This window comes from Mesorhizobium sp. M0598 (genome assembly GCF_040320865.1).
In the GTDB taxonomy this organism is placed as follows: Bacteria; Pseudomonadota; Alphaproteobacteria; order Rhizobiales; family Rhizobiaceae; genus Mesorhizobium.
Genome location: NZ_JAMYQL010000013.1, coordinates 136,216 through 156,839, shown reverse-complemented (window position 1 = coordinate 156,839; position 20,624 = coordinate 136,216). Strand labels below are relative to the sequence as shown.

Here is a 20,624-nt window from a genome sequence, read left to right as displayed (position 1 = left end):
CGGTTGATTTCCATAAGTTGTTGCGCAAATGTGCAGCCCTTAGACGTAACCGGCACGAGGCTAGATCGCCGGTTCGACCCGAAGAATACCCCATGATGCTCAGGTCCGCCGCATCTCCTGGGTCCGTGGGGTCGGCCGGCCGGCGCTGGCACATAGTGGCCTCCTCGTACCGCTGCCAAACGCCGGCCGGCCCCCAATTTTCAAAACACATCAGGATTCTACGCCAAGACCCGGAAACGCTTGGTTTTTGTTGCGGCAGCGACAGCGCCCTTTGAAATAGCCGGCTGGGCAGGGCGTATGCGCCCGCAGTCGATTGACAGGGCCAGTCTTCTATGCAGAAATTGGTTGGACCATTGAGCCATTTGGTGACCCGTTGGCATGACCGAATTCGGCCTTTCCCCCATACAGGCAACTGCTCGCGACGACGCGGTGCTCAAGGCGCTGGCCGGCTTTGTGATGCGGGAAGCTCTCGGGCCCGGCCAGAGACTGCCGACCGAACGCATCCTCGCCGAGCGCCTCAAGGTGAGCCGCAACACCGTGCGCGAGGCGCTGACGCGCTGGGAAGGGCTCGGCCTGGTCGAACGGCGGCAAGGCAGCGGCACCTATCTCAAGGGAGTGGTCTCGCTGGACATGCTGCACATGCCGCTGACGCTGGCCGGCGGCAATGATTTCACCAGCCTGATGCAGACGCTGGAAATCCGCCGGGCACTGGAAGCGGAAGCCGCCGCCCTGTGCGCCGTCCGCGCGGGCCAGGCAGATCTCGTCGAGATCGGGCGCAAGCTCGACATTATGGAGCAGGCCTTCCACACCCGCGCCGGGATGTCGGCGGAGGAGGACTGGGAATTCCACCAGTCGATCTACCGCAGTTCCGGCAATCCGCTGTTCGAGCAGATCATCGCCGCCATGCACGAACTGTTCCATCGTTTCTGGGAGCATCCGCTCGGCGTGCGTGATTTCGGCCACGCCAGCTTTCCTTACCACCGCACCATCTACAAACGCATCGCCGCGCACGATCCGGAGGGGGCCCGGGCCGAGGCGCTCAAGCTGATCGCCACCGTCGAGGACGATCTGAAGCGCGGCGCGGCCAAACTCGAACTTTCAGGCCAGAAATGAGCGATCATCCCGCCGGTTTCGAAATCGACTATCTCGCCGAGGCAGCGACGCTTCTCGCCCATGACGAGCCTTTCCCCGGCGGCGCGGTGGTCCCGCCGATCTACCAGACTTCGCTCTTCACCTTCGCCAACTATTCCGAGATGGCCGACACATTCGCCGGCAGGCGACGTCAGCCGATCTATTCGCGCGGCGACAACCCGACGGTCATGGAGTTCGAGGCGCGTATCGCCGCTCTCGAAGGCGCGGAGGCCGCGCGCGGCTTTTCCAGCGGCATGGCGGCGATCAGCGCCACGGTGCTTGCTTTCGTCGGTGCCGGTGAGCGCATGGTTGTTGTGCGCAATTGCTACGGCGATGCCTACCGGCTGTTCGAACGGCTTTTGCCACGGCTCAACATCAAGGTCGACTATGTCGACGGTTCCGATCCGGACGCGGTCGCGGCAGCACTTCCCGGCGCCAAGCTGCTCTACCTGGAAAGCCCGACGTCGATGATGTTCGAGCTCCAGGACATAACCCAGCTGGCGCGGCTGGCCAAAGAGCAGGGCATCATCACCTCGATCGACAATTCCTGGGCGACGCCGGTGTTCCAGAAGCCGATTTCGAACGGTGTCGACCTGGTGCTGCATTCGGCCTCGAAATATCTCGGCGGCCACAGCGACACCGTCGCCGGTGTGGTGGCCGGTTCGGCCGCCCATATCCGACATATCAACGAGCAGACCTATTCCTATCTCGGCGGCAAACTTTCGCCTTTCGAGGCCTGGCTGTTGCTGCGTGGCCTGCGCACATTGCCGCTGCGGTTGCCGCATCACATGAAGAGCGGGCTGACCATCGCCGAACGGCTGAAAGCGCATGACCATGTCGAGCGGGTCAACCACCCGGCCTATTCCAACCATCCAGGCAAGGCGACGCTTGCCGGCTATGCCGGGCTGTTCTCGTTCGAAGTGACGGAAGACGTCGACATCCCGGCTTTCGTCGATGCGCTGAAACTCTTTCGCATCGGCGTCAGCTGGGGCGGCCATGAGAGCCTGGTCGTTCCGGCAAAGGCCTCGCTCGAGCAGACGCCGGGCCTGAATTCGATGGCGCGCTTCGGCGTCAGCCCACGAACCATCCGCTTCAGTGTCGGATTGGAAAGTGTCGAAGACCTGTGGGCGGATGTTGCCCAGGCCTTCGACAGAGCAAAAAGATAAAGGAGCCGTTCAAAATGGGAGTGCTGAACATGAAAAAACTGAGCATCCTTCTTGGTGCCGTCGCGGGTCTGGCGATTTCCGCCGGCAGCGTGCTGGCCGATTCCACGGTCAAGATGGTCGAGGTCATCACCAGCCCGCCGCGTACCGAATTCCTCAAGAAGCAGATCGCCGAATTCGAGGCGGCCAATCCGGGTGTCAAGGTCGAGCTGGTATCGCTGCCCTGGGGCCAGGCGTTCGAGAAGTTCCTCACCATGGTGCAGGCCGGCGACACGCCCGACATCGTCGAGATGCCGGAGCGCTGGATGGGCCTCTATGCGACCAACGGCCAGCTCGAGGATCTCGGGCCATACATGGCCAAATGGGACGATGCCAAAACGCTGGGCGAGCGTGCCAAGCAGTTCGGCTCGACGGTCGATAACAAGCAGTACATGATCCCTTACGGCTATTACCTGAACGCGCTGTTCTGGAACAAGAAGCTGTTCAAGGAGGCCGGTCTGGACGGTCCGCCGGCGACGCTCGATGAATTCGTCGAAGACTCCAAAAAAATCTCGGCGATACCGGGCAAATACGGCTATTGCCTGCGCGGCGGCCCGGGCGCGTTCAACGGCATGCATATGTTCATGAACATCGCAGCCGGCAAGGGCGGCTATTTCAACGAGGACGGCACCTCGACCATCAATGAGGAAGGCTCGGTCAAGGGCCTGCAGATGCTCGCCGACATGTACAAAAACGGCCTGGCGCCGAAAGATGCGGTGAGCTGGGGTTTTAACGAGACCGTCACCGGCTTCTACAGCGGTACCTGCGCCATGCTGAACCAGGATCCCGACGCGCTGCTCGGCATCGCCGACAAGATGAGCGCCGACGATTTCGCCGTGGCGCCGATGCCGGTCGGGCCGAGCGGCAAATCCTATCCGACGCTCGGTTATGCCGGCTGGGCGATGTTCGCCAATTCCCAACACAAGGACGATGCCTGGAAGCTGATGGCAACGCTGTTGTCGCCCAAGGACAATCTGGAATGGGCAAAGGAAGTCGGCGTCATTCCAATCCACAACGGCGCCGACCAGGACGCTCACTTCAGGACCGAGCAGTTCAAAGGCTGGTTCGAGGAACTGAACAACGGCGACAAATACGAGATGGTGACGCCTCCGACGCATCTGGAAAATCTCGGCAATTTCGTCGACCAGGTGGCGATTAAGAATTTTCAGGAAGTGCTGCTTGGCCAGAAAGCGGCCAAGGACGTGGCCGACGAATGGGCCAAGTTCCTGACCAAGGAACAGCAGGACTGGCTGGCCAAGAACAAGAAATAGCTTTTGTTCCTTCTCCCCGTTCACGGGGAGGGGGTGTCACGACGTGACGGATGAGGGGCGGCGCCAACCCGTCGTGGCTCGTGTTGCCTCTCATCTGCCTGCCCGTCCTCCGCAGCAGCTGCGGAGGGTGGACCGGCATCTCCCCGTAAACGGGGAAGGCGCTGTCGCCAGCCCGTGCTTACCCAGGAGACGATCCAGTACCAATGACCTATGCCGTGTCCGAAATCCGATCCGCCGGCAGGCCGCGAAAGAAGCGGCTATCCCATGCCGCGATCGAGCCCTGGCTCTATCTCAGCCCGGCGATCGCGCTGCTGGTCGTCGTGCTGCTGGTGCCGCTGGTTATCGGTGTCGGCTACTCGTTCCGCAAATTCTCCGCTTTCAAATCCGAATATGTCGGGCTTGGGCAGTATCAGGCGATGCTGTCGGATCCCGTGCTCGGGCAGGCGCTCGTCAACACGCTATGGTGGACGGCAGCCAGCCTGTTCTTCCAATTTTTCCTTGGACTTGGCCTGGCGCTGCTGCTCGATACGCCGTTCCGGGGCAGAAAGATCGTGCAGGCGGTGGTGTTCCTGCCTTGGGCGGTACCGTCCTTCCTCTCGGGCCTGACCTGGGCCTGGCTGTTCAACCCGATCATCGGGCCGCTGCCGCATTGGCTCTACGCCTTGGGGCTGAAAGCCGAGCCAACCAACGTGCTCTCCGATCCCTCGACAGCCATGTGGGGGCCGATCGTCGCCAATGTCTGGTTTGGCATTCCCTTTTTTGCCATCACGCTTTTGGCGGCGTTGAAGTCGATCCCGTCAGAACTGCATGAGGCGGCGGCGATCGACGGCGCCTCGCCGTGGCAGCGCTTCACCAAGGTGACGCTGCCGTTCCTGGCGCCGACCATCGTCATTACCGTCATGCTGCGCACGATATGGATCGCCACATTCGCCGACCTGATCTTCGTCATGACCGAAGGCGGGCCTGCCGGTTCGACCGCCACAGTGCCGGTCTATATCTATGTCAGCGCATTCAAGTCGCTGGACAAAGGCTATGCCTCGGCAGTGGCGGTCCTGCTGCTTGTGCTGCTCATCGTCTACGCGGTTGCGCTTATCGGCATCCGCCGTTCGCTGGTGAGGCACGTCTGATGATTGCCGGACGCTCCGCTTCCTCGCGCATTCTCGGCGGCATCGGCCTTTACGGCGCCATCGGTGCCTATATGGCCTTCGCGCTGTTCCCGATCTTCTGGACGTTGAAGATCTCCGTTACGCCGGAGCGGCTGCTCTATTCCGAAGGCATCACTTTCTGGCCGTCGCAAGCGACGCTGCAGAACTTCGTCACCGTGCTCGAAGCCACCGATTTTCCACGCTATTTCCTGAACAGCGTTATCGTTTCGGTGTCGACGGCAGCCTTCGTAACGGTCATTGCCACGCTGGCCGGCTACGCCATGTCGCGATTTTCCTTCCGCGGCAAGGCGACCCTGGCCATCCTGCTTTTGCTCACCCAGACTTTTCCGCTGGTGATGGTCATTCCGCCCATCTACCGCATCATGGGGCAGATCGGCCTCATCAACAGCCTGACTGGCCTCGTCATCATCTACACCGCGTTCAATACGGCCTTTGCGACCTTCCTGATGCAATCTTTCTTCGACGGCATCCCGAGAGACCTGGAAGAGGCAGCCATGATCGACGGCTGCACGCGCCTGCAGGCGATGCGCAAGGTGATCGTGCCGCTGACGCTACCCGGCATGGGCGCGACGCTCGGCTTCGTCTTTACCGCCGCCTGGAGCGAGTTGCTGTTTGCGCTGATGCTGATTTCCAGCGACGACCAGAAGACCTTCGCGGTCGGCCTGCTCACCTATATCGGCAAATTCGCGGTCGACTGGGGACAGATGATGGCTGCTTCCATCCTGGCGCTGATCCCGGTCTGCGTCTTCTTTGCCTTCCTGCAACGCTACCTCGTCACCGGCCTTACCGCCGGCGCCGTCAAGGGATAGATCGATGGCCTCCGTTACACTCGACAAAGTCCGCAAAGACTATGGAGTCGTGCGCGTTCTGCACTCGGTCGATCTCGAAATCGCCGACGGCGAGTTCGTCGTTCTGGTCGGCCCGTCCGGCTGCGGGAAATCGACACTGCTGCGTATGATCGCCGGGCTGGAGGAGGTCTCCGACGGCGAAATCCATATTGGTGAGCGCCTGGTCAACGACATTGCGCCAAAGGACCGCGACATTGCCATGGTGTTCCAGTCCTACGCGCTCTATCCGCACATGGACGTGTCGAAGAACATGGGTTTCAGCCTGATGCTGAGAAAGGTCGGCAAGCCGGCGATCGATGCAAGGGTGGACGGTGCCGCCAAGCGGCTCGGGCTCGATGCGTTTCTGCAGCGCCTGCCGCGGCAATTGTCTGGCGGCCAGCGTCAGCGCGTCGCCATGGGCCGTGCCATCGTGCGCGACCCGAAGGTCTTTCTCTTCGACGAGCCGCTTTCGAACCTCGATGCCAAGCTGCGCGTTCACATGCGTGCCGAGATCAAGGCGCTGCACCAGCAATTGAAGACCACTTCGGTCTATGTCACCCACGACCAGACCGAAGCGATGACAATGGCCGACCGCATCGTCGTCATGCATGACGGCCTCGTCCAGCAGGTCGGTATGCCGCTCGATCTGTACGACCGGCCGGTCAACATGTTCGTCGCCGGGTTCATCGGCTCGCCTGGCATGAATTTTCTGCCTGCCGTGGTTGAAAAGGGCGCCAAGCCGGATGCCATCCTGGCCGACGGCCAGAAGCTGAGGCTGCCAGACGGCCTGCCGCTCAGGGATGGCGATACGATCACCGTCGGCTTGCGGCCCGAGCATATCCGGCTCGCCGACAATGGCGCACTGAAGGGCGAGGTGGGCGTGGTGGAGCCGCTCGGCCTGTCCACCCAGTTCTATGCCAGGCTTGCCGGCCAGCAGGTCTGCGTGTTTGCCATGGGCCGGGCCAGCGTGAAGCCGGGTGAGGCCGTGCGCCTGTCGGCTGATCCGGCATCGCTCCATCTGTTCAATCCGGCAAGCGGCGATCGCATCGGCTAACCCTGCATCCCGAAATGAAAAACGCCGCCCGGAAGGCGGCGTTTCGGTACTGCGAGAGAAAACCCGATTACTTGATCTTGGTTTCCTTGAATTCGACGTGCTTCTTGGCGACCGGGTCGTATTTGCGGAACGACAGCTTGTCCGTCTTGGTGCGGCTGTTTTTGCTGGTCACGTAGAAGAAACCGGTGTCGGCGGTCGACAGAAGCTTGATCTTGATGTTTGCGGCTTTGGCCATGATATTCGTCCGTTAAATGTTCGTGGAGTTTTGGCCGCTGGAGCACGGGGAAACACCCGGACGCGGGAAACTTGCCGCGACACATAAAGAACGCGCCCGGAAAGTCAACCCTTGTCCACATTCACCCTTGTCCAGATTTATGCGTCTTCCCTGACTGGCAACGCCTTCTTCCGGTCTCCCGTCGTGTTCCACCAGCGGTTCGGGTTGGCGCGGTCGTCGAGACCCTTGGAGCGGCTGGCAAGCAGTGGCTGAATGCGGATCACCGGTTCCTGATAGCTGTGAACCTGATAAATCGCTTCGACGACGCGTGCGGCGAGCTTCTGGTCGTCGGGCAGTTCGAACGACACCTCGACAGTGCCCGACCGCCTGCGCAATTCCGTCTCGGCGCCGGCGGCGGCACCTTCAAGCGGCCGGTAGCGTTCGATGCCGTCCGCCGACTGGAAAGCATTGCTGTCATATTTGCCCATTCCGAGCGGTACGATCGCGACCACCGCCTCCATGATGCGGTCGACATCGGCTGCCGGTGCCTGAAAGGTCACCAGCAGCAGCAATTCCATCCGCAGCGATTTCGTTTCAAAGCCACTGTCGATCATCCGAGGTCTCCCTGCTAATGCACTTTGGGGGGAGCATATACTCGAGCCCTCCTGACATGGTTGTGTCAGTAGTTGGTCAGCAGTGGGAGCGATGTCGGCAGCTGGGCCGACTCAGAGGATTTTGCGGAGCAGCCTGGTGCCGACCAGCACGATATAGCAGGCGAAGAACAGGCCGAGCGCCCAACCGAAGCCCGACGGCCCGAAAGCGTCCATGCCGATGCCGATTGCCTGCGGGCCAAGCACCATGCCGACGCCGTAGCAAAGCACGAAGGCGGCGTTGGCGGAGGCCAGTTCGTGGCCGGAAAGCTGGGAGCCGAGGTGAGCAAGACCGATTGTATACATAGCGGCGACCACACCGCCCCAGATGAACAGAAGCGCTGCCATCAAATGCCAGTTATGCGCGAAGAACGGCATGAAGACCGTGCCGGCAAGCCCGACAGTGGCACAGGCCATCAGCAGATAGCGGCGGTCGCTGACGCGGTCGCTGATCATGCCGATCGGGATCTGCAACAGCACATTGCCAAGCCCGATCATGGTGAGCAAAAGGGCGGCGTCCGCCTCTGAGTAGCCGATGCGGCTACCGTAGACCGGGAACAGTGCAAAGCCGCCGGTCTCGACCGCGCCGAACACCAGCACGGCGGCGGTCGCCGTCGGCACCAGCCAGATGTAACGCAGGAAATTGCTGGTTTCGCCGTCCGAGACGATCGTCGGGCTCTCGTTGCGTGCCGCCAGGACCGGTATGGCAGCGAGCGTAACCAAGGCGATGGTAACGCCGAAGGGCAGGAAGCCACTGCTGCCGAGATGGGCGAACAGCCAAGGCCCGGCGGCAAAGCCGAGAGACAGCACGGTGGCATAGATGCCGAGGACCAGTCCGCGCCGGTGTGGCGGCGCCGAGGTGCTGATCCAGAATTCCGACAGGATGAACAGCACCGTCAGCGCGATATGCAGCAGCACGCGCAGCGGAAACCACATCCAGAAAGCTGGCGCGAAATGGAAACCGACAAAGGCCAGCGCCCCGGCGGCGATCATGGCAAGCATCGTCCAGGCGACCCCGAACCGCATGGCAAGCGGAGTGGCGAGCGGCGCGCCGGCGATCGAAGCGAGGCCGGCGACCGCGGTGTTGAGACCGATCATCGACGCGGAATGGCCACGCGTTTCCAGGATCACGCTGAGCAGCGGCATGCCAAGGCCGATGGCAATGCCGACGACGCTGATCGACGAGATCGCCGCGACCATCGGCAGCCAGTGTACGCGTTCCTTGCCCTGCGGCTGGATATCGACTGTCATGGATTGCCTGGCTGCTCTAGAGAATTTCGCGGACGAAGCGATTGCGGACAAGCCGGTAGAACGGCACCGGACCGCCGGGGCTCAGCAGCGGATCCCGGGCGAGCCGGGTTTCCAGCTCCTCCAGGACCGTGCGCGTGATGTCTGGAATATCGGCTTGCCGGGCCTTGGCCAGCGGCAGCCAAACGACGTCCTCCAACTCGTCGGTCGGACCGCCATCCGGCAGTTCAACGGCGACATCGTCGCGCCATGCGGCGAGAAAGCGCGTATCGAAGCGGCGCACCCGGTTGGGCGGGGTGATGGCGCGTGCGACGAAGCGCAGCGCTTGCAGTGATGGGATGACGCCGTGCTCGACAAAGCCCTGCCAGTCGCGCCTGGCGGTCGCGAAGGTGCCTTTTTGGCCGATCAGCAAGCCGGCCTCCTCATAGGTTTCGCGGATTGCCGACAGGGCAATGGCGCGGGCGCGGGCCGGGCTGGTGCGGCCGATGCCAGCGGTCAATCTCGCTTCTTCCTCGGGATGAAGGGCGGTGGCTGTCGGGATGCGGCTGTCGGCCGGATCTGTGCGGCCGCCAGGAAACACGAATTTTCCCGGCATGAAGGCATGACCGGCGTGGCGCCGGCCCATCAGCACCAGGAACTCGTCGCCCTTGCGGTCGAGCAGGATCAGCGTCGCGGCGTCGCGCGGGCGTATAGGCTTGGCATCGAGCGCGATCCGCTCACCCTTGTGGATTTCCGCCTTGGTCATAACGTCCATGCGCTCGACCTAGCGGAATCTTCTCCAATGCGGAAGTGGCGTCCAGCCATGCCGATTGCGCCAGCCTCGGTTTCAAGCCTCGGGATGCGACTCGATCAGATCTTCTTCACCGCCAAAGCCGTGCATATAAAATGCCCATTGCAGGCCGATGACAGCGCCCTTGACTGGCTGCAGCAGGACGACGGCCAGAATGATGGTCAATGGCACCCAGATGGCGATGTGCTGCCAGGTAGACAGCGTCGAGGTTGCCTCGACACCCATGAAGGCACCGAGCACGATGTGGCCGACAATGACCACCACGAGATAGGCCGGCAGGTCGTCGGCGCGATGGTGGTGGAGCTCCTCGCCGCAATGATCGCATTTGTCGACAGTCTTGACGAAGGCGCGAAACAGCTTGCCCTCGCCGCAATGCGGGCAGCGGCCGAGCATGCCGCGCTTCATTGCCGTCCATAGCGGCCGGGCGGTCCGGCCCGAGTGATGTTCACCACCGAAAATCCGTTCTTCCACCTGCAGTTCTGTTGGCATTACCGTCTCCTGCCGCGCGAGCCTGGACGCGATTGCGACGCCCGGGCGCGGCCTTTGGCCTTGTGGAACGACCGTTTGGAGCCGGGCAGCGGCTTTGGCTCGGTCAGCATCTCGAAACGCATCGCGCCGGCCATCGGCGCCACCTCGATCAGGCGAACCTCGACGCGATCAGCAAGCTGATAGCCCTTGCCGGTGCGTTCTCCGAAAAGCGATCGAGCAGTTTCGTCGTATATATAGTAGTCGCCGCCCAGGGTTGAAACCGGAATGAAGCCATCCGCGCCATACTGCGGCAATTGGACAAACAGGCCCGATTTGGTGACGCCCGAGATGCGGGCGTCGAAACGGTCGTCGATGCGCTCGGCGAGATAGGCGGCGATCAGCCGGTCGACCGTGTCGCGCTCGGCGGCCATCGCGCGCCGCTCGGTCGCCGAAATCAGCGCCGAGACCTCTTCCAGCCGCTCCGCCTCGTCCTGCGTCAGGCCCCCCGGACCAAGGCCGAGTGCGGCAATCAGCCCGCGATGCACGATGAGGTCGGCATATCTGCGGATCGGCGAGGTGAAATGCGCGTAGCGCTTCAGGTTGAGGCCGAAATGGCCGATATTGGCGGGCGAATATTCGGCCTGGCTCTGCGAGCGCAGCACCACTTCGTTGACCAGCCCCTCATTGTCGGCGCCGCGCACGCGAGCGAGGATGCCGTTGAACTGGTTCGGCCGCATTTGCGCGCCGCGCGCCAGCGACAGGCCGAGCGTCTGCAGGAATTCACGCAACGATTCCTGCTTGGCGAGCGAGGGCGCATCGTGGATGCGGTAGACTAGCGCCTGCCGCTTCGCCTCGAGTGTCTCGGCGGCGGCGACATTGGCCTGGATCATGAACTCTTCGATCAGCTTGTGCGCGTCGAGCCGCTCCGGCACGACGACCTTGTCGACGGTGCCGTCCTGCTTGAGCAGGATCTTGCGCTCGGGCAGATCGAGCTCAAGCGGCTGGCGCGTGTCGCGGCCGCGCTTCAGGATCGCGTAGGCGTCCCATAGCGGCTTCAGCACCGTATCGACGATCGGGCCAGTCGTGTCATCCGGTGCGCCGTCGATCGCCGCTTGCGCCTGCTGATAGGCGAGTTTCGCCGCCGACTTCATCATGACGCGATGGAAGGAGTGTCTGAGTTTGTGGCCATCGGCCGAGAAAGTCATACGCACCGCTATCGCCGGACGATCCTGGCCCTCGCGCAGTGAACAGAGGTCGTTCGAGATGCGCTCCGGCAGCATCGGTACGACTCGGTCGGGAAAATAGACCGAATTGCCGCGCTTCAGCGCTTCGCGATCGAGCGCCGTGGCATAGCGCACGTATGCAGCGACATCCGCAATGGCGACGGTGACAACCACGCCGCCGGCGTTCTTCTCGTCGGTGTCGGGCATAGCGAACACCGCGTCGTCATGATCCTTGGCGTCGGCCGGATCGATGGTGAGCAGCGGCAGCTCACGCCAATCCTCGCGGCCGGCAAGCGTCGCCGGCTTGACCGCCTCCGCCTCGGCGATGACGTCGGTGGGAAAAATATGTGGAATGTCGTGTGCGTGGACGGCGATCATCGAGACCGCCTTTTCGCTGGTCAGCGACCCCAACACCGCCAGAACCTTGGCTCGCGGCAGCCCGTAGCGCGAGGCCCGCGCCGGCTCGACCTCGACCAGGTCGCCGTTCTTGGCGCCGTTCTGGAATTCCTTGTCGACGACCAGCTCCGGCTGACGCCTTTCCACCGGCTCGATGCGGAACGTGCCGTCCTTCAGCACACGGAAAACGCCGAGAACCGCATCGGTGCGCTTCTCGAATATCTTCATAACCCGGCCGGTATAGGCGGGGCCTGCCGGATCGTCGGTCGGAAAGGTCTTGGCCAGCACGCGGTCGCCGATACCAGGCGTCGGCCCATTGCCGCCGCGCGACACGCGGATCGCTATGACCGGAGGTTCGCCATTGCCAATCGCTTCGGTCGGGTGCGCCAGCAGCACACCGTCGGCGTCACGGCCGAAGATGTCGAGCACCGCGACGTGGGGCAGGGCGCCGACACGGGCAAGCCGCTTGCGCTCCTTGGTCAGCAGGCCTTCATCCTGCAGGTCGCGCAAGACGTCCTTCAGCCAGATGCGGTCTTCGCCGCGCAGCGCAAACGCCTTGGCGATGTCGCGTTTTCCGGCGCGGTCCGGATTTTCGGCGATGTAACGCAGTATCTCTTCGCGTGAAGGCCGGTAATTGTCCCTGACCTTGGCACGGGTATCGGCGGTGCGCAGATCGCCGTGGCTTCTTCCGGAGACTTTGCGCGCCAACCCGTCCTATCCCTTTTTCCTGGCCGCCGGTTTTTTGGCCGCAGCCGATTTCTTCGCAGGCGCGGCCGCTTTGCGGAAGGGCTTCCTGGCGCCATTGCCGCCCTTGGCTTCCTTTTCCGCAATGAGCACCACCGCATCCTCGATCGTCACCGATTGCGGATCCTTGCCCTTCGGCAGCGTCGCATTGACCTTGCCGAAATTCACATAAGGCCCGTATTTGCCGTCGCGCACGACGATCTTGCCGCCGCCGGCAGGATGCTCGCCAAGTTCCTTGAGCGCAGCGGCTGTGCCGCCATTGCGGCCGCCTTTGCCCTTCAATTGCTTCTCGGCGATCACGGAGACGGCGCGATTGAGGCCGATCGAGAACACGTCCTCGATGCTGTCGAGATTGGCGTAGGTGCCGTCATGCAGCACGAACGGCCCGTAGCGCCCCAGCCCGGCCGAAATCATCTTGCCGGATTCCGGATGCTTGCCGACGTCGCGCGGCAGCGACAAAAGGGCGAGTGCCTTTTCGTGATCGATCGAATCGACAGTCCAGCCCTTGGGCAGGCTGGAGCGCTTGGCATCCTTGCCATCGCCGCGCTGGATATAGGGGCCGAACCGGCCATTGCGCAGCGTGATCTCCTCGGCGGTATAGGGGTCCTTGCCGAGCACTTTGGTGCCGTCTTCGCCACCGCCGTTCTCGCTATTGGGATTGGCGGCGTCGCCGAGCTGGCGGGTGAAGGAGCATTCGGGATAGTTCGAACAGCCAACGAAGGCGCCGAACTTGCCGAGCTTCAGCGACAGGTTGCCGGTGCCGCATTTCGGACAGATGCGCGGGTTCGAACCGTCTTCCCGCGCGGGAAAGACCAGCGGCGCGAGTTCCTCGTTCAATGCATCGAGGACGTCGGTGACGCGCAACTCCTTGATGTCGGCGACGGCGCCGGAAAAATCCTTCCAGAAATCGCGCAGCACGTCCTTCCATGCGAGCTTGCCGTCGGAAATCTCGTCGAGCTTTTCCTCCAGCGAAGCGGTGAAGTCGTACTCGACATAACGCTCGAAGAAGCTTTCGAGGAAGGCCGACAATAGCCGGCCCTTTGCCTGCGGCACCAGCTTGCGCTTGTCGATGGTGACATAGTCACGATCCTCGAGCGTCTTCAGGATCGCCGTATAAGTCGACGGCCGGCCGATGCCCAACTCTTCCAGCTTCTTGATCAGCGAAGCTTCCGAATATCGCGGCGGCGGCTCGGTGGTGTGCTGGGTGGCGTTGATCGCCTCGCGGGTGAGCTGCTCGCCGGCACGGATCTCGGGCAGGCGGCGGCTTTCCTCGTCTTCCGAATCTTCTTCCTTCTGCTCGATGTAAGCGGCAAGGAAGCCGTCGAAGCGAACAACGGAGCCTACAGCGCGAAGCTCGGCGGTGCGCGGGCCGTTGACTGCCTCTATCTCGACCGTGGTGCGCTCTATCTCGGCCGGCTGCATCTGGCTGGCGATGGCGCGTTTCCAGATCATCTCGTAAAGCCGCGCCTGGTCAGCGTCGAGATACTGCTTGACGGAAGCCGGCGTGCGCATGAAATCGGTCGGACGGATCGCTTCGTGCGCCTCCTGGGCATTCTTGGCCTTGGCGGAATAGTAGCGCTGCTTTTCAGGCAGGTATTTAGGGCCGAATTCCTTGGCAATCGCATCGCGTGCGGCAGAGATCGCCTCCGGTGCCATCTGCACGCCGTCGGTCCGCATATAGGTGATCAGGCCGGTGGTCTCACCGCCGATCTCCATGCCCTCATACAGCCGCTGCGCCACCTGCATGGTGCGGTTGGCCGAAAAGCCGAGACCCGATGAGGCTGCCTGCTGCAGCGTCGAGGTGGTGAAGGGCGGCCCGGGATTGCGCTTGGTCGGCTTCGCTTCGACAGACGCCGCCTTGAAGCTGGCGCCTTCGAGCATCGCTTTGATGTCGTCGGCCTGCGCCTTGTTGGAAATGTCGAGCTTTTGCAGCTTCTTGCGCTCGAAGGCGGTCAGCCGCGCCTCGAAATTTTCCTTGCGCGGCGTACCGAGAATGGCGGCGACCTGCCAGTATTCCTCGCGGATGAAGCGCTCGATCTCGGATTCGCGGTCGCAGACCAGACGCAGCGCCACCGACTGGACGCGGCCGGCGGAGCGGGCGCCGGGCAGCTTGCGCCACAGCACGGGCGACAGCGTGAAGCCGACCAGATAGTCGAGCGCGCGGCGGGCGAGATAGGCATCGACCAGCGGCGCGTCGATCTGGCGCGGATTGGCCATCGCCTCCAGCACGGACGCCTTGGTGATGGCGTTGAAGACGACGCGGCTGACCGGCTTGTCCTTCAACGCGCGCTTTTGCTTCAGCACTTCCAGGACATGCCAGGAGATCGCTTCGCCCTCGCGGTCCGGATCGGTGGCGAGGATCAGCCCGTCGGCGTCCTTGACCGCCTTGGCAATATCGGCGAGACGCTTTCCAGACGCGGTGTCGACGGCCCAGGACATGGCAAAGTCCTCATCCGGACGCACCGAGCCATCCTTGGCCGGCAGATCGCGGACATGGCCGAACGAGGCCAGAACCTTGTAGTTCTTGCCGAGGTATTTGTTGATTGTCTTCGCCTTGGCCGGCGATTCGACGACGACGACGTCCATACGGTCTCATATCAGTTGTGATGCGGCAGAAGAATTCCGCTGCGCGCGACGAAATCTCGTTCAATGTGTCGCTCACATGGCCGCGCTTTTGCATCCGGTCAAGGCCAAGCAGTCAAAATGCGGCCCTGTACCGAATGCGCAACCCAACGGCGCCATGCGATTTTCCGCAATCCTGGATAAGGGAAATGGACAGCCTATCGCTGGACAAGCCCGGCAATTGATCCTGGAGAACGGGACAAACTCTCCCGCGGATATAAGAGAAACATCGAGCACGCGCCAGCCCTGCTTGAACAGATGCTGTGAAGCGCGCAATCGATAGCCCGGCATTTTGCTCGGACAGTCGCAAGGAAGTACCGTGCTGAAAGCCGATCAGAAGCTCAAGGCCTAGTCGGCCTTGGCGATATGCCAGACGCCGCCGACACCCTCGCCGGTCGCGTCGCCGGCCTTCTTGTCCTTGATGAACGTGTAGAGCGGCTTACCTTCGTAGGCCCACATCCTGGTGCCGTCGGTGCGGTCGACGATCGTCCACTCGCCCTCGGCCTTGGCGTTGGCGTCAGCCTTCAGCGGCGGCCAATTGGCGGCGCATTTGTCGTAGCAGTTCGACTTGCCCGTCTCGTCCTTGTCGTAGGTGTAGAGCGTCATGCCGCTGGCGTCGGTGTAGATCTTGGTGCCGCCGACTTCCGCTTCCTTCCACGCCTCGGCGGCCAAGGACGCCGTGGTGCCGAGCAAAAGCGCGGCCATGCCAATTGCGATCGTTTTCATGGACTTCTCCCTGGATCATTCGAAGAGCGCGCGGAACAACGCAGCTTCGTTTGATCAACGCTGCCTGGCTGCCCTTTCTTCCCGGGCGGGCGTCGACTTGCTACCCAATGTGATGGGGCCACGCGATGGTGATTGGCGGACGGCCGTTGTCGCGGCTATATGGCTGCGCAGTCATCGGGAGACGGAAATGGCATTGGACGTCGGCTATGTCAGTGCGATCGGGGCGGGAGCGATTTCGTTCCTGTCACCCTGCGTGCTGCCGCTGGTGCCGCCTTACCTGTGCTATATGGCCGGCGTGTCGGTCGACGATTTCCGCGGCGAGGCCGGCATTACGGCAAAGGCCGGTGCGCGAGGCGCGCTGGTTAATTCCTCCATCGCCTTCGTGCTCGGCTTCTCGACCGTCTTCGTCGCGCTCGGCGCCGGCGCCTCGACCATCGGCCATCTGCTGCGAGTCTGGCAGGAGCCGCTGGCAATGGCGGCCGGCGTGCTGATCATCCTGATGGGGCTGAATTTCCTCGGCGTACTGCGCATCCCTTTGCTTTCACGCGAGGCGCGCTTCCAGTCACAAGGCAAGCCGGCCAGCCTGATCGCCGCTTACGTCATGGGCCTGGCCTTCGCCTTTGGCTGGACGCCCTGTATCGGCCCGGTGCTGGGGCCGATCCTGACGCTTGCCGGCGGCCGCGAGACGGTGGGCGAGGGCGCGCTGCTGCTTGCCGCCTATTCGCTCGGCCTCGGTATTCCCTTCCTCGTTGCGGCGCTGTTTTCAGGCGCCTTCATGCGCTTTCTCGGGAAATTCCGCGTCCATCTCGGCCGCGTCGAAAAGGCCATCGGCGCGTTGCTGGTGGTCGCCGGCGTGTTTTTCCTGACCGGCGGCGTGCAGGCGGTGTCCTATTGGTTGCTCGAGAATTTTCCGGTGCTGGGCCAATTGGGATAGGTTTGCCGCCCGGCCGAAGCGCGAGGCCGTAGCTGCGGCGAAAGGCACCGCAGCTACGCGGTCCATTCACCTTCGAAATAGCCCGGCTGGTCGATATCGGCGATGAGCCCGGGTCCGCTCGGCGCCCACCCCAGCAGCGCGCGAGTCCGCTCGCTCGAGGTCGGGACATCCATCGCCGCGAACATCGCGAACCAGCCAAAATGATCGGCGGCCTCTTCCGCGGACTTGGCGACGACCGGCACGTTCAGGCGCCGGCCGATCACGCCGGCGATGTCCTTGAACGGCACGCCTTCTTCGGCGATCGCGTGATATCGCCCGCCATCGGCTCCATGCTCGAGCGCAAGCCGGTAAACGCGAGCGGCATCGAACCGATGCACGGCAGGCCAGCGATTGAGCCCTTCGCCGATATAGGCCGACACGCCCTTGTTGCGAGCGAGGTCGATGAGAATAGGAACGAAGGCGTGGTCGCCCTTGCCATGGACCGACGGAGGAAGGCGCACAACCGACGCTCGCACCCCGCGTGCCGCCAGCGCGGCGGCTGTCGCTTCGGAGGCGCGGGGATACGAAGCGGAAGAGGGGACAGGCGCATCTTTCTCGGTCGCGATACGGCCCCGCGCCTGGAGCGCGATTCCGGAGGTGACGAGCAGGGGCCGCTCGGAGCCTTCGAGTGCACCGCCCAAGGACTCGATGGCGCGCCGGTCCATCTCGCAATTTTGCGCGAATTTCGAGAAGTCGTGGTTGAAGCCGGTATGGATCACTCCATCAGCTGCCGCTGCGCCCCTGCTGAGGCTTTCGAGGTCGTCGAGGTCACCTCGATGCACCTCGGCTCCGTTGGCTGCAAGCGACTTGGCCGACGCCGCCGAGCGGGCGAGGCCGAGCACCTGATGGCCGGCGCCGATGAGTTCTTGAACGACGGCAGAACCGACGAATCCGGTCGCTCCGGTAACGAAAACACGCATCACGACTTCTCCTTGTTCGTTTCTGACCACGACCATTTTCGCGGCTCAGTTGTGTCGTGATAGGCGCTTGAGAAAATACGATCTATGCGGTAAAGTCCGTATTATCTTCGCAATCGTCCGGAATGACCTGTGGATCCCCTTTCAGATGTGCTCTCGCTGCTGAAGCCGCGAAACTATATGTCGGCCGGTTTCGATGCTGGTGGTGAATGGTCGATCCAGTTCCCCGACCAGCAGCAAAGCATCAAGACCGGAGCAGTGATCTCCGGCCGGTGCTGGCTATCAGTGGAGGGCGTTGCCGATGCAGTGCGCCTTGAGACGGGCGACTGCTTCCTGCTGCCGAGTGGACGGCCCTTCCGTCTTGCAAGCGACATGAGCTTGACGCCTGCTGAAGCCGTCAAGATTTTTCCGCCAGCGCGGGCCGGCGGTGTCGTGACTCACAATGGCGGCGGTGATTTCTTTCTGGTCAGCAGCCGCTTCGCGCTTGGCGGCAATCATGCCGGCATCCTGTTGCGGATGCTGCCAGCCATTGTGCATATCCGCAAAGAGTCGGACCAGTCGGCGCTGCGCTGGTCTGTGGAGCGGATGATGCAGGAGCTGCGCGAGCCACAACCGGGCGGCTTTCTGGTGATCCAGCACCTCGCCCACATGATGCTGGTTCAGGCGCTGCGGCTGCATCTTTCGGAAGGATTGAAAGGTGGCATCGGCTGGCTCTTTGCCCTCGCTGACAAACAGATGGGCGCAGCGATCAGCGCCATGCATAACGATCCGGCGCATGGCTGGACGTTACAGGAGCTGGCGGGACGGGCCGGCATGTCGCGATCGACCTTTGCGCTCAGATTCAAGGAGACGGTCGGCGCGTCGCCCATGGACTATTTGACGCGCTGGCGAATGCTGCTGGCCGGCGAGCGGCTAACGAATTCCAGCGATCCCGTCGCCGTCGTCGCGCTGTCGCTCGGCTACGAATCCGAAAGCGCCTTCAGCACAGCCTTCAAGCGGGTCATGAACTGTTCACCACGGCAATATGGCCGTGGCCGGGCTCCGGCCTTCGCGTCACGTGACGAGGCGGAAGCTGCCTGAGCCGATCGGCTTGGGCGTGTCGCGGGTTGGAGATTCCACCGTCTCACCGGAATTTAACCGCATTGGTGCAGCATGGCGCCAGTGCTACTAACGCTTCGATTCCAGACCCCTTTCAACGGTTGCCATCCCATGAGCCAGAGAACCTGCCTGTCCGTTATCCTCGCTGCCGGCGAAGGCACGCGCATGAAAAGTGCGGTGCCGAAAGTGCTGCACACAATCGCCGGCCTGCCGATGGTTGCCCATGTCGTCAAGGCGGCCGAAGCCGCCGGCAGCGGCGAGTTGGCGCTGGTGATCGGCCATGGCGCCGATGAGATGCGCAAGGCCGCACTCAAGTTTGCGCCGAAGGCCGAGGCTTTCGTTCAGGAAAAACGTCTCGGCACCGCGCACGCCGTGCTTGCCGCACGCGCAGCAATATCAAAAGGTTATGACGACATCTTGGTGATGTTTGGCGACACGCCGTTGATCGATCCGGAAGCGCTCGCGACGGCGCGGCTGAAGCTGGCGGAAGGTGCGGCCGTCGTCGTAGTCGGCTTCCGTACGGAAAATCCTTCGGGCTACGGCCGGCTTATCGAAAAGGCCGGCAAGCTCGTGGCCATCCGCGAGGAGAAGGACTGCTCGGACGAGGAGAAGAAAATCACCTTCTGCAATGGCGGGCTGATGGCGGTCGCCGGCAGGCACGCGCTGAAGCTGCTCGATCAAGTCGGCAGCAAGAACGCCAAGGGCGAGTATTATCTCACCGACATCGTCGAGATCGCCGCTGCGCAGGGATTTGATGTGGTCGCCTCCGAAGCCAGTTTCGAGAACGCGCTCGGCATCAACAACCGTGCCGAGCTTGCCCAGGCGGAAGGTATCTGGCAGGCGCGCCGGCGGCGCGAGGCGATGCTTTCTGGCGTTACGCTGATTGCGCCCGAAACTGTGTTCTTCTCGCACGACACCGAGATCGGCGCCGATACGATCGTCGAATCCAATGTCTGGTTCGGGCCGGGCGTGAAAATCGCCACGGGGGCCAAGATCCATGCCTTCAGCCATATCGAAGGCGCCACCATCGCGTCGAATTGCGATGTCGGGCCGTTCGCGCGGCTGCGGCCCGGGGCCGATCTGAGAAACAAGGCCAAGGTTGGCAATTTCTGCGAGGTAAAGCAGGCGATCGTCGAGGAGGGCGCGAAGGTCAACCATCTGACCTATATCGGCGATGCTCGCATCGGCGCCGGTGCCAATATCGGCGCCGGCACCATCACCTGCAATTATGACGGTTATTCGAAATTCTTCACCGATATCGGCGAGGGTGCCTTCGTCGGCTCGAACTCCTCGCTGGTGGCACCGGTGTCGATCGGCAAGGGCGGCTACATCGCCTCGGGCAGCGTCATCACCGAAAGCGTACCCGACGATGCGCTGGCCTTCGGCCGCGCCCGCCAGCGGACTCTACCAGGCAAGGGCAAGGAGTTGCGAGAGCGTTTTTCTCAGGCCGCGGCGGCCCACAAAAAAGGGTAGACTAGCGGAACTCGGCGACAAGCTGGATTTCGCCAACGATTGCATCGTTGAAGGCCGACAGGTCTTCGGCCGGGATCCAGTATTCCAGATGCGCCCGGCTGCCGGCATGCTGGACGCTGTAGCGGTCCAGAAAGCTGCGACGCACCTCGAAACGCGTCACGAAACCTGATCCGCTCGCGGGCACATTCCAGTCTCGGGCGATCTGGGTGGCATAGGCCTCGCTGGTGACCGGATAGAAGATCGGCTGATCGGCAAGTCCAGGAGGAAAGGCGCGCATCCCTGCCCTCTGGATCAACTCCAGTTCGCGGGGCCCAACCGGACGCCAAAGCGTCACCGTGTCAATTCGTTCGTTCATAGCCGCATCATGTCTTTAACTGATTTCTGAAGCCGTTGAGCCGAGATAGGATACATAAGCGGAGAAACTGAGCAAT

General features: G+C 62.6%; 20 protein-coding genes. 10 read left to right on the top strand and 10 right to left on the bottom strand.

Going from position 1 to position 20,624, the window contains the following annotated elements:
* Nucleotides 1–378 precede the first annotated feature (378 nt).
* From NKI59_RS18430 to NKI59_RS18405, 6 genes are all read left to right on the top strand, one after another.
* Nucleotides 379–1,113 carry a FadR/GntR family transcriptional regulator gene (locus tag NKI59_RS18430; RefSeq protein ID WP_352705852.1) on the top strand — a complete coding sequence of 245 codons (735 nt, stop codon included), beginning with the start codon at nucleotides 379–381 and terminating at the stop codon, nucleotides 1,111–1,113.
* On the top strand, nucleotides 1,110–2,297 hold the full coding sequence (locus NKI59_RS18425) for a PLP-dependent transferase (RefSeq protein WP_352705849.1): 1,188 nt from the start codon (nucleotides 1,110–1,112) through the stop codon (nucleotides 2,295–2,297). Before NKI59_RS18430 ends, NKI59_RS18425 begins: the two co-directional genes overlap by 4 nt.
* A gap of 29 nt (nucleotides 2,298–2,326) precedes the next feature.
* A complete protein-coding gene (locus NKI59_RS18420) occupies nucleotides 2,327–3,604 on the top strand; it encodes an ABC transporter substrate-binding protein (RefSeq protein ID WP_031212851.1) in 1,278 nt (425 codons plus the stop codon).
* Between the two features lie 203 nt (nucleotides 3,605–3,807).
* A complete protein-coding gene (locus tag NKI59_RS18415) occupies nucleotides 3,808–4,731 on the top strand; it encodes a carbohydrate ABC transporter permease (protein WP_352705847.1) in 924 nt (307 codons plus the stop codon).
* The gene (locus tag NKI59_RS18410) at nucleotides 4,731–5,579 is read left to right on the top strand and encodes a carbohydrate ABC transporter permease (protein WP_352705845.1); all 849 of its coding nucleotides are present in this window, start codon (nucleotides 4,731–4,733) and stop codon (nucleotides 5,577–5,579) included. The genes NKI59_RS18415 and NKI59_RS18410 overlap by 1 nt, the downstream gene beginning before the upstream one ends.
* Nucleotides 5,580–5,583: 4 nt before the next feature.
* Nucleotides 5,584–6,651: an ABC transporter ATP-binding protein gene (locus tag NKI59_RS18405; RefSeq protein ID WP_352705843.1), complete on the top strand. Its 1,068-nt coding sequence runs from the start codon at nucleotides 5,584–5,586 to the stop codon at nucleotides 6,649–6,651.
* 67 nt (nucleotides 6,652–6,718) lie between these two features.
* Here NKI59_RS18405 and rpmG read toward each other — a convergent pair whose 3' ends face one another.
* The 8 genes from rpmG to NKI59_RS18365 form a co-directional block, all read right to left on the bottom strand.
* Entirely contained in the window at nucleotides 6,719–6,886 is a 168-nt protein-coding gene (gene rpmG / locus NKI59_RS18400) for a 50S ribosomal protein L33 (protein ID WP_006201775.1), read from the bottom strand.
* A gap of 137 nt (nucleotides 6,887–7,023) precedes the next feature.
* Nucleotides 7,024–7,479: a YqfO family protein gene (locus NKI59_RS18395; protein ID WP_352705841.1), complete on the bottom strand. Its 456-nt coding sequence runs from the start codon at nucleotides 7,477–7,479 to the stop codon at nucleotides 7,024–7,026.
* Nucleotides 7,480–7,590: 111 nt separating this feature from the next.
* Nucleotides 7,591–8,766: an MFS transporter gene (locus NKI59_RS18390; RefSeq protein ID WP_023679978.1), complete on the bottom strand. Its 1,176-nt coding sequence runs from the start codon at nucleotides 8,764–8,766 to the stop codon at nucleotides 7,591–7,593.
* Nucleotides 8,767–8,782: 16 nt separating this feature from the next.
* Complete coding sequence (locus tag NKI59_RS18385; protein ID WP_352705839.1) at nucleotides 8,783–9,517, bottom strand: NUDIX hydrolase; 735 nt, start codon at nucleotides 9,515–9,517, stop codon at nucleotides 8,783–8,785.
* Nucleotides 9,518–9,589: 72 nt separating this feature from the next.
* Nucleotides 9,590–10,042, bottom strand: coding sequence for a DUF983 domain-containing protein (locus NKI59_RS18380; protein WP_023679976.1), 453 nt, complete (start codon nucleotides 10,040–10,042; stop codon nucleotides 9,590–9,592).
* Complete coding sequence (rnr, locus tag NKI59_RS18375) at nucleotides 10,042–12,348, bottom strand: ribonuclease R (RefSeq protein ID WP_502901077.1); 2,307 nt, start codon at nucleotides 12,346–12,348, stop codon at nucleotides 10,042–10,044. The genes NKI59_RS18380 and rnr overlap by 1 nt, the downstream gene beginning before the upstream one ends.
* Before the next feature lie 6 nt (nucleotides 12,349–12,354).
* Complete coding sequence (gene topA, locus NKI59_RS18370) at nucleotides 12,355–14,970, bottom strand: type I DNA topoisomerase (RefSeq protein WP_352705836.1); 2,616 nt, start codon at nucleotides 14,968–14,970, stop codon at nucleotides 12,355–12,357.
* Between the two features lie 384 nt (nucleotides 14,971–15,354).
* Nucleotides 15,355–15,732 carry a COG4315 family predicted lipoprotein gene (locus NKI59_RS18365; protein ID WP_352705834.1) on the bottom strand — a complete coding sequence of 126 codons (378 nt, stop codon included), beginning with the start codon at nucleotides 15,730–15,732 and terminating at the stop codon, nucleotides 15,355–15,357.
* A 187-nt stretch (nucleotides 15,733–15,919) separates the two neighbouring features.
* On the opposite strand from NKI59_RS18365, the gene NKI59_RS18360 reads away from it, so the two are divergent.
* Entirely contained in the window at nucleotides 15,920–16,666 is a 747-nt protein-coding gene (locus NKI59_RS18360; RefSeq protein WP_031212847.1) for a cytochrome c biogenesis CcdA family protein, read from the top strand.
* A 53-nt stretch (nucleotides 16,667–16,719) separates the two neighbouring features.
* Here NKI59_RS18360 and NKI59_RS18355 read toward each other — a convergent pair whose 3' ends face one another.
* Complete coding sequence (locus NKI59_RS18355) at nucleotides 16,720–17,565, bottom strand: SDR family oxidoreductase (RefSeq protein WP_352705872.1); 846 nt, start codon at nucleotides 17,563–17,565, stop codon at nucleotides 16,720–16,722.
* On the opposite strand from NKI59_RS18355, the gene NKI59_RS18350 reads away from it, so the two are divergent.
* The 3 genes from NKI59_RS18350 (at nucleotide 17,551) to glmU (ending at nucleotide 20,193) form a co-directional block, all read left to right on the top strand.
* Nucleotides 17,551–17,685 carry a hypothetical protein gene (locus tag NKI59_RS18350; protein ID WP_352705876.1) on the top strand — a complete coding sequence of 45 codons (135 nt, stop codon included), beginning with the start codon at nucleotides 17,551–17,553 and terminating at the stop codon, nucleotides 17,683–17,685. The genes NKI59_RS18355 and NKI59_RS18350 overlap by 15 nt on opposite strands.
* 69 nt (nucleotides 17,686–17,754) lie before the next feature.
* Complete coding sequence (locus NKI59_RS18345) at nucleotides 17,755–18,702, top strand: AraC family transcriptional regulator (protein WP_352705831.1); 948 nt, start codon at nucleotides 17,755–17,757, stop codon at nucleotides 18,700–18,702.
* Between the two features lie 129 nt (nucleotides 18,703–18,831).
* Nucleotides 18,832–20,193, top strand: a complete 1,362-nt coding sequence (gene glmU, locus NKI59_RS18340) for a bifunctional UDP-N-acetylglucosamine diphosphorylase/glucosamine-1-phosphate N-acetyltransferase GlmU (RefSeq protein ID WP_352705829.1) — start codon at nucleotides 18,832–18,834, stop codon at nucleotides 20,191–20,193.
* A 1-nt stretch (nucleotide 20,194) separates the two neighbouring features.
* Here the strand turns inward: glmU and NKI59_RS18335 are convergent, their stop codons facing one another.
* Nucleotides 20,195–20,548 (bottom strand): ADP-ribosylation/crystallin J1, encoded by a 354-nt coding sequence (locus tag NKI59_RS18335; RefSeq protein ID WP_352705828.1) that lies wholly within the window; start codon nucleotides 20,546–20,548, stop codon nucleotides 20,195–20,197.
* Between the last annotated feature and the right edge of the window lie 76 nt (nucleotides 20,549–20,624).

Bases quoted from the DNA above. Each gene is read 5' to 3' on its own strand.
- NKI59_RS18430 (WP_352705852.1), top strand. From the start codon at position 379: ATGACCGAATTCGGCCTTTCCCCCATACAGGCAACTGCTCGCGACGAC.
- NKI59_RS18425 (WP_352705849.1), top strand. From the start codon at position 1,110: ATGAGCGATCATCCCGCCGGTTTCGAAATCGACTATCTCGCCGAGGCA.
- NKI59_RS18420 (WP_031212851.1), top strand. From the start codon at position 2,327: ATGAAAAAACTGAGCATCCTTCTTGGTGCCGTCGCGGGTCTGGCGATT.
- NKI59_RS18415 (WP_352705847.1), top strand. From the start codon at position 3,808: ATGACCTATGCCGTGTCCGAAATCCGATCCGCCGGCAGGCCGCGAAAG.
- NKI59_RS18410 (WP_352705845.1), top strand. From the start codon at position 4,731: ATGATTGCCGGACGCTCCGCTTCCTCGCGCATTCTCGGCGGCATCGGC.
- NKI59_RS18405 (WP_352705843.1), top strand. From the start codon at position 5,584: ATGGCCTCCGTTACACTCGACAAAGTCCGCAAAGACTATGGAGTCGTG.
- rpmG (WP_006201775.1), bottom strand. From the start codon at position 6,886: ATGGCCAAAGCCGCAAACATCAAGATCAAGCTTCTGTCGACCGCCGAC.
- NKI59_RS18395 (WP_352705841.1), bottom strand. From the start codon at position 7,479: ATGATCGACAGTGGCTTTGAAACGAAATCGCTGCGGATGGAATTGCTG.
- NKI59_RS18390 (WP_023679978.1), bottom strand. From the start codon at position 8,766: ATGACAGTCGATATCCAGCCGCAGGGCAAGGAACGCGTACACTGGCTG.
- NKI59_RS18385 (WP_352705839.1), bottom strand. From the start codon at position 9,517: ATGGACGTTATGACCAAGGCGGAAATCCACAAGGGTGAGCGGATCGCG.
- NKI59_RS18380 (WP_023679976.1), bottom strand. From the start codon at position 10,042: ATGCCAACAGAACTGCAGGTGGAAGAACGGATTTTCGGTGGTGAACAT.
- topA (WP_352705836.1), bottom strand. From the start codon at position 14,970: ATGGACGTCGTCGTCGTCGAATCGCCGGCCAAGGCGAAGACAATCAAC.
- NKI59_RS18365 (WP_352705834.1), bottom strand. From the start codon at position 15,732: ATGAAAACGATCGCAATTGGCATGGCCGCGCTTTTGCTCGGCACCACG.
- NKI59_RS18360 (WP_031212847.1), top strand. From the start codon at position 15,920: ATGGCATTGGACGTCGGCTATGTCAGTGCGATCGGGGCGGGAGCGATT.
- NKI59_RS18350 (WP_352705876.1), top strand. From the start codon at position 17,551: ATGGCCGGCGCCGATGAGTTCTTGAACGACGGCAGAACCGACGAATCC.
- glmU (WP_352705829.1), top strand. From the start codon at position 18,832: ATGAGCCAGAGAACCTGCCTGTCCGTTATCCTCGCTGCCGGCGAAGGC.
- NKI59_RS18335 (WP_352705828.1), bottom strand. From the start codon at position 20,548: ATGAACGAACGAATTGACACGGTGACGCTTTGGCGTCCGGTTGGGCCC.